Origin of the sequence: Parabacteroides sp. AM58-2XD (genome assembly GCF_003463685.1) — a bacterium.
GTDB lineage: Bacteria > Bacteroidota > Bacteroidia > Bacteroidales > Tannerellaceae > Parabacteroides > Parabacteroides segnis.
Genome location: NZ_QSDP01000086.1, coordinates 21,034 through 28,199 on the forward strand (window position 1 = coordinate 21,034; position 7,166 = coordinate 28,199).

Below are 7,166 nucleotides of genomic sequence, written 5' to 3' on the forward strand. Positions count from 1 at the left end.
CGGATATAAAATGACAATAGAATAAAACAGGATATAATGAAACAAATGAGTGAAATAAGGTACAAACATTGGATTCGCCTGTTTGGCTGTTTGGTTTTACTTTGGATAGTCGGTTGTACACAGGCAGACGTGGATGATGATATTCCTTTGCCTACGCTGAAAGAAGTGGATGCCGGTTTTAATCTGAATGTCCTGGCAAACCATATACCGGTAACCCGCAGCATACTGTTTACTGCCGATGGCACTATGGAATCGGATTCGATCGGTACTCGTGCAGCTACTCCGCTGGAAGAGGCACAGGAAAGTAAGATTGCCAGTGTCTGGGTGGGGCAATATGTTGGCGGTAAGCTTTTGTATGCTAAATATATTTCTTCATTAACAGGCAATACACTTAATATTAAATTGAAACATGATAGAGAAGGTTCAGAATCTCATGTGTGGTTCGTTACTAATATGGGTGACCAGGGAGAGATAGCAACCGAAACTGCCTTGAAAAAGTTGCTGTTGACGTATGTTTCGACCGAAACCGGATTACCCCAAAGTAATCTGTGTGGAATGACAGGGATGTGGAGCGGGATAGTACAAGAAGGGGGAGTAAAGGATATCAGGGTGAATTTATCCCGTATGGTGGCTAAGATATCGTTTACTTATTCGATCGCCGGAGAGGGGTTTACTTTTACTCCTAATACTGTGACATTGAACTCGGTTCCGCAGAAAATGCAGGTTGATGTGCCTGAAAACCAGTTGGTAGGTATGACATATACAGATTATACCGGAATAGCGGATAGAGGCGGTGCTACCATGTATTGGTATCTACCGGAGAATATGGCGGGTATTGTCAGTGATGGGAACGCAATCGACTCAGAAAAAAAGAAGATCGGTATGGGGGTGACAAATGCTACTTATATCGAATTGACGGGTACGGCTGTGCAGGGGGGAGTGACATATAACAATGTTGTATTCCGTTTTTATCCGGGTGATGGAATGAATAATTACAATATCGAGCGTAACTACCATTATGTAATGAAGGTGACGTTGGTCGGTATAGATATTTCCGATGAACGTATTACGGTAAATGAGATACCGCCAATAGAGGTCGATCCGGGAAAGATGCCGGCAGAGAAGGGGGGGATAAAAGAGGTGCAGATCACCGCCCGTCCGGGGCAGGCGTGGTCTTTCGATTTGGAAGAATGGTTGTTGGCAATGATAGGAGGTGTGGCTGCCGGAACTGGGGTAACAGTAAGCCATCAGGGGCCTGCTATGGTTACTTTCCAGTCGGTGTCTGCGAATCCGAAAGCCGAAGACAGGAGTGTGACTTTTTCTGTAAATGTGAACGGAGAGAATCAGGAGATAACCATTACGCAGGAAGGATCCGCCTTGTCTAAAGGGAGTGATGTTATCTCTTTAGGCGCGGCAGAGGGTTCGGAAGGGGGCTTCTTCCTTTACTACTACAAAAGGTTTACCATGGCTGGCTGCCTTAAGCGGGGAGGATTGGTGGAGTTGGGCAGACGATAATCCGGCTTTTTCAGGAGATGAAGCATTCGGAAGTGAGCAGGCATTGAAAATAAAAGCGATAGCCAGTAACCCCTTGGCTTCGGAACGGAGTGGAAAGATAACAGTGAGTGCCGGTGCATCGATAGCTGAGATAGGCTATACTGGCTTGAAAGAGGAAATAGTGGTAAAGCAAGTAGGTTCCAAGGTAGAAGGTTCGAGCATGGAAGTAAATCCGGAAGCAGCTAATAATCAAACATCGTCGTTTGTTGCTACATCCGGCTTGGACTGGGTGGCAAAGGTAACGGAAGGTGACTGGATTACATTGGTTGGTGCGACCTCAGGTTCTCAAACAACGGGAAAAGCACAGAATGTGACTTTTAATATCGCTGTCAATCCCTCTTCTTCTGCGCGAAGCGGCGAGATAGTTGTTCGTGCCGGGGATGAAATCGGCGGACCAACCGGAACAATTAAGGTGAATCAGAAAGCCTCTGCACTGACAGTTTCTGCCAGTCCCACAACGTTGGCTGCAACAAAGGACGCTGCCGGAACACTCTCTTTTAAAGGAACTTCGGGATTATCTTTTTCTGTTACCAAGCCTGATTGGCTGACCCTGACCGGTACTATTCCGGAAACTACGAATGGAAATGACCAGAATCTGGGATATAAAACAAGCGAGGTGAATCTCAATAGCACAGACATTTTGGGCGATATAACAGTGACAGCAGGGAATATAGAAAAGAAAGTGGCAGTTAAACAATCGGGCTCCACATTTACGGTGTCTGAAACAGAACTGTCTTTAGAAAGGACTGCGACTTCTGGTAATGTAAAAGTAAAGGGAACCAACGGTCTACCCTGGACAGTCAGTCCGGCTGGCGGAATAAACGGTATCACTCCCTCGATCGACTCTTCTATCGCAAACGGTTCAGAGCTGATTTTAACATTTAATGCAACTGAAAATACGGGGAGTGTCCGTTCTGCAACATTTACTATTGCTGTAACCAATGGTGATCATTCAAAAACAGTAAAGGTTAATCAAGCAGCCGGTGGTGTTTCTGTAACAATTGATCCGAATTTGTTGGCCAGATATAAAGCAGCGTGTAGAAATACAACGCAATATCCTCCATTTAATTATGATGGTAATATTCTACTTCCGGATGGTTGTAGTTATGATGAAGGGGTAATGACCGGTTTTTATACTATACAGGTTCAAAAAGGACAAAAAGCGGAAGGTGCAACTTATGAAAATATGCAGACGTATTGCGCCAATCTGGATGAAGAAAATCTATCAGGGTGGCGTATTCCCACAGAAATAGAGTTATATGCTATATATGTAAATAAAGATATAGTCGTAAATTCAGTTTCTGATGTTAAACCATTCATTGAAGAGAGTGTTCTTGGTTACTGGAGTAGTACAGTTTGGTCTGGTGATAATACTCGTCGATGCAGGATTTATTTCGGCAATGGTGGTTTTGATTATGGTCCAATAACCTATAATGGTCGATATATTCGCTGTGTCCGAAACCTCTGAAATCATACCAGGTAAAGTTACAATGTAAGAGCATAGATATAATTTATCAAGAATCTAAAATAACATATTATGAACAAAGCAGATTTAGTAAACGAATTAGCAGAGAAAATGGGTATTTCGCAGAATCAATCCCGTAAGTTTATCAATACTTTTCAGGCAATACTGACAGAGAGGGTAAAAGAGGATGAAATAATACTTCAGGGTTTCGGCACTTTCAAGGCCTGGGAACAGGCTGAACGTACAGGCCGCAACCCCCGTACCGGTATTTCCTGTAAGATACCGGCCCGTAGGAGTGTGAAGTTTAAACCTGGGAAGTTTTTGCTTAGAGATTTGAACCTATCCAAATAGAGAACAAAAGGGAGGCACAAGTGTTGACCATATAAAAATAGACTTTGTGTCTCCCTGCTTTTATTTTAGATTTCCCTCAATTATTTATTAATGCCTATTAGATACATCATGAAGAAACAAAACAAATTAGAAGCATTATTCCCAAATGGAAAAGTACCGGAAGTGAACGAGTTTAACCGTAGTCTTGATAAAATATCGAAGGAAGGTCGTAACCATTTACGTGAAAAGATTTATAAAATTGCATTTACCGTATGGTCAACCTTGCCTAAAAAACACCAGAAGTTTATTGAAGAAGTAATCGTCCATGATCGGCAGTCATACGTTGATTTCATCATTGAAAAAACAGTGATGACCTGTCTCCGTTGCCCCCTTCGGTTTCCCGTCTTGTTTATCCGGATGCTCCATTTAACGGAAGTAGTAGAGCGTACTGCACAAACTTCAATAAATCATTTATCAATGTCTGTTCTTATCTGTTTCCAAATTTGCGGCAAGATCGGCACGCTTGCCGGACATATTAGTAAAGGGGGGATTACTAGTGGGGAGGTGTTGGTGTTGGCGGGGAAGGTGAGGGTGGGGGATTATTGCGGGGACTTGAATTAATAGTATTTTTCAATTCTACCAAATCTTGTTATTATTTTATTTTCTGATTCAATAGCAAAGTTAAGCCCCGAAACCTAATTTGAGTTTCGAGGCTGATTGTGTCAGCAAGGGTGGATAATCTAATGGTTCTTAGTTCTCTTCAAACGTAGATTCTTCCTCTATGGCTTTTATTTCATTCAAAAGCAGCGTTTGAAGCTCTTCTTTGGGTAGCAGAAGTTGATATTCAGCGACCCCGATTGGTTTGTTCACATCTTGTAAAGCTATCTCTACATCTAAATGGTCTCTATCAGCACAAAGGATAATACCTATTGATTGGTTTTCATTCTCACCACGTTCTAAGCGATCGAGAAGTGAAAGATACATATTCATTTTGCCGATGTATTCAGGTTTGAAGCCTCCAATTTTTAGTTCAATAGCTACGAGCGAACGTAATCCCCGATGAAAGAAGAGCATATCTACAAAATACTCCTTGTTGTTATATTCCAAGCGATATTGGATTGCCCATAAAGGTAAACCCTCGACCTAATTCCAAAATGAATGACTTGATTTTGGTGACCAACCGTTTCTCCAACTCTAATTCTTTGATGGGCTCTGCTATTCCAAGAAACCCTAAATTATAAGAACTCCTGAATACCTCATTGGCATAATCTGCTTGCGCTTCGGGCAGTGCAATATCAAAGTTATTACTTTTGATTTGCGTTTGCCTGTTGGCATAGGTATTCATCTTTATGGCATTGAGCAACAAATCTTTTTTCCATCCTTTTTGAACTGCTTCTTGAGAATAAAAAAATATTTGCTCCAACGTGAGTTCTTTATCTATAAGTAATATTTATGCCCCCAAGGCAAAACTGCAACGCTGCGTTGCAGTTTTATATCAGCTTGATAATAAAGCTCATAATACCGTTTCATGTACCATAAATTACGAGGCGACAACCCCATATCTGGAAACTGTTCTTTTAGGTCAATAGACAATCTATTAACTACACCACTACCATATCCACCTTCTAAATTTTTTTCAAAGAGCAACTTACCTATATTCCAATATGCAGAGTTTACAGTCATGTTTACCTGTCGGGCAATAGTGGCGCGAGCAGTCTGAATTTCTGCAACAGCTCGTTGCAGTATTTGAGCGTACTCACTATCGTTTATTGTCGCTATTTCTTTCGTCATGACTTATTCTTTTTTATACCAGTCTATTAGCTCTTTTATTTTAGGAGGAATGCCATCGTACCATTCTTCATCAAGCTCTATAATAGCATTCAAGCCGAACCTTTCGTAGTAGTCTTGTATTTTTCACCAACTGTGAAACTCTAGACACCATGAATAATATTCTTTTTCCATTACTTATAGTATAAACTCTATTTTAATAGTATGCTTTATAAAACCTAACTTTATTAGTCTCTCCTACTAATCGTTTTTATTGATTAATATATTGGAAAACATATCCTTGTTTACTTTTCTCTTCAATAAAGTATGATAAATAATTATAGTTATGCTCGAATTTAAGTATATTGATAAGTTCTCCCGCTGCGTGAGTAAGGCTAGTTTGATTAAATACAATCTTATTTTCACCTTCCTTTTTTACACTTATTATCTTATTTCCAAACTGTATTATAGCTATATTAAAAGGCGGAATAGTTGGGTATGTAATATTTAATGATGCATTTGAATGAATCAACCCCGCAGCTTCCAAAACAAGCATATCTGAAAATGTTATACCAAATTGGTCATATGAGTTTTCATTGTTTACCTTTAGGACTGAATGATTAAAAACAGACATCGATGCTAATTTTTCAAAAAGCTCAGCCTCTTTTTTATCCAAATTACTCAATAACTCTAATGCTCTAATACTCACATTACCAGGATTAGAAACCTCGTTTCCCAATATTTTCGCCCAGATTTCTTTTAACTCATCACTATTAATATCCTGAACTTTATTAAAGAATCTATTTTTCCAATCAAAATCAATAGGAGTATCTGAAACATTTTTTGATAAATATTTAATAGATCTATCCGCTACATCTTCAATGTTCATTTGTCTATTTATTTCTTGTAATGCTATGCGTTTTTTTGTTCTTTCAATAATTTCATCGTCGGCATCGGCAATTATTATCATACCTTTTGCTTCAGCTTCTTTTTGTATTATTAAAGCTTCCGCATTCGCTTTCGCTTCTTTTCTTATTTGAGTTGGTTTATACAATGTCCCAATAGCAGAACTCACTGTTTCGATAAGTTTCTCCAGAGGCTTTCCTTCTGTTTTAATAATATTAACTTCCATTATTTTGTATTTATTTAATTAGCTCTTTCATATCAACCTGCAAAATCTCAGCTATCTTATGAAGCATTGGTAGGGATAGTTGGCTGCGGTTGCAAGCGTTTAAAGTTCTTACCGAGTTTTTCTGCTAACCACGTCTACTTGATGCCCTTTTCGTTTAGTACCTCTTTATCTGATTATTTTGCATCTCAACGTCTATTATAGTCCAAATATAAGATATATTTTTGGATAATTATAAGTAAACAGTGAATTTACTAATGCGTAACTAACTAAAACTTTGCTTCAAACGACCTATATATTATAGAAGCGGAGTTTTTTGTTTGAAACCTGCTACTAAACAGGTAGCGGATTCGCAACAGAAAGTCTTCGTAATACCACAATATTCTGCTTTTTTGCTACTTGGCAAGGAAGTGTGATATAGTGTATATTGCATCACTTAATCAGTAAGTTACACTGTTTTGTCAGTTTCTGCTTTCAGGGGATATAATTTAGAAACTAACTTGGTACAATTAGAATGTGTTTGTTTTCAACTCTCGGATTCTCGTATGGCAATTTGCGGAACTTCAGACAGTTCTACCTTATCTATCAACCCAAAGATTTGCTACATAATGTGTAGCAAATTGACATGGAGTTACAATGGGTTGATAATGAGGGTGAATGATGCTAATGCACATTGCTTCTACCTAAAAGAAGCTACCCAGCAGTCATGGAGCGTTCGCCAATTGGAGCGCAATATCAATACATTATATTATCAGCGACTCTTATCGTCAAAAGATAAAAGCGGAATAGACGGAATAATTTTCATTATTGAGCATTACTGTCCCGTAAAAGTGGATAAATAGTTCTTTGAAATAATTGAAATATAGTCTATTAGATACTACTTTTTAGGCGCGACGATTTGAAATCATACCTTTGAGGTCA

Annotated in this window: 6 protein-coding genes and 1 pseudogene; 5 read left to right on the forward strand and 2 right to left on the reverse strand. The window is 39.2% G+C overall.

Annotated elements, in window-relative coordinates:
* The first annotated feature begins 36 nt into the window (after positions 1-36).
* The 4 genes from DXA15_RS18415 to DXA15_RS18430 all read left to right on the forward strand — a co-directional run bounded on the left by DXA15_RS18415 (position 37) and on the right by DXA15_RS18430 (position 3,970).
* Positions 37-1,515, forward strand: coding sequence for a DUF4906 domain-containing protein (locus tag DXA15_RS18415; protein WP_128134993.1), 1,479 nt, complete (start codon positions 37-39; stop codon positions 1,513-1,515).
* A gap of 43 nt (positions 1,516-1,558) precedes the next feature.
* On the forward strand, positions 1,559-3,022 hold the full coding sequence (locus DXA15_RS18420; protein ID WP_128134994.1) for a BACON domain-containing carbohydrate-binding protein: 1,464 nt from the start codon (positions 1,559-1,561) through the stop codon (positions 3,020-3,022).
* Between the two features lie 69 nt (positions 3,023-3,091).
* On the forward strand, positions 3,092-3,370 hold the full coding sequence (locus DXA15_RS18425; RefSeq protein WP_128134995.1) for an HU family DNA-binding protein: 279 nt from the start codon (positions 3,092-3,094) through the stop codon (positions 3,368-3,370).
* 108 nt (positions 3,371-3,478) lie between these two features.
* On the forward strand, positions 3,479-3,970 hold the full coding sequence (locus DXA15_RS18430; RefSeq protein WP_128134996.1) for a hypothetical protein: 492 nt from the start codon (positions 3,479-3,481) through the stop codon (positions 3,968-3,970).
* A 129-nt stretch (positions 3,971-4,099) separates the two neighbouring features.
* Here DXA15_RS18430 and DXA15_RS28075 read toward each other — a convergent pair.
* A pseudogene (locus DXA15_RS28075) lies at positions 4,100-5,140 on the reverse strand (YhcG family protein).
* Between the two features lie 247 nt (positions 5,141-5,387).
* Positions 5,388-6,248, reverse strand: coding sequence for a DUF2806 domain-containing protein (locus DXA15_RS18440; RefSeq protein ID WP_128134997.1), 861 nt, complete (start codon positions 6,246-6,248; stop codon positions 5,388-5,390).
* Between the two features lie 542 nt (positions 6,249-6,790).
* On the opposite strand from DXA15_RS18440, the gene DXA15_RS28080 reads away from it, so the two are divergent.
* On the forward strand, positions 6,791-7,087 hold the full coding sequence (locus DXA15_RS28080; protein WP_368077572.1) for a DUF1016 N-terminal domain-containing protein: 297 nt from the start codon (positions 6,791-6,793) through the stop codon (positions 7,085-7,087).
* Positions 7,088-7,166: the final 79 nt, after the last annotated feature.

Coding starts and splice junctions, on each gene's coding strand:
- DXA15_RS18430 (WP_128134996.1), top strand. CDS start 3,479: ATGAAGAAACAAAACAAATTAGAAGCATTATTCCCAAATGGAAAAGTA.
- DXA15_RS18415 (WP_128134993.1), top strand. CDS start 37: ATGAAACAAATGAGTGAAATAAGGTACAAACATTGGATTCGCCTGTTT.
- DXA15_RS28080 (WP_368077572.1), top strand. CDS start 6,791: ATGGCAATTTGCGGAACTTCAGACAGTTCTACCTTATCTATCAACCCA.
- DXA15_RS18440 (WP_128134997.1), bottom strand. CDS start 6,248: ATGGAAGTTAATATTATTAAAACAGAAGGAAAGCCTCTGGAGAAACTT.
- DXA15_RS18425 (WP_128134995.1), top strand. CDS start 3,092: ATGAACAAAGCAGATTTAGTAAACGAATTAGCAGAGAAAATGGGTATT.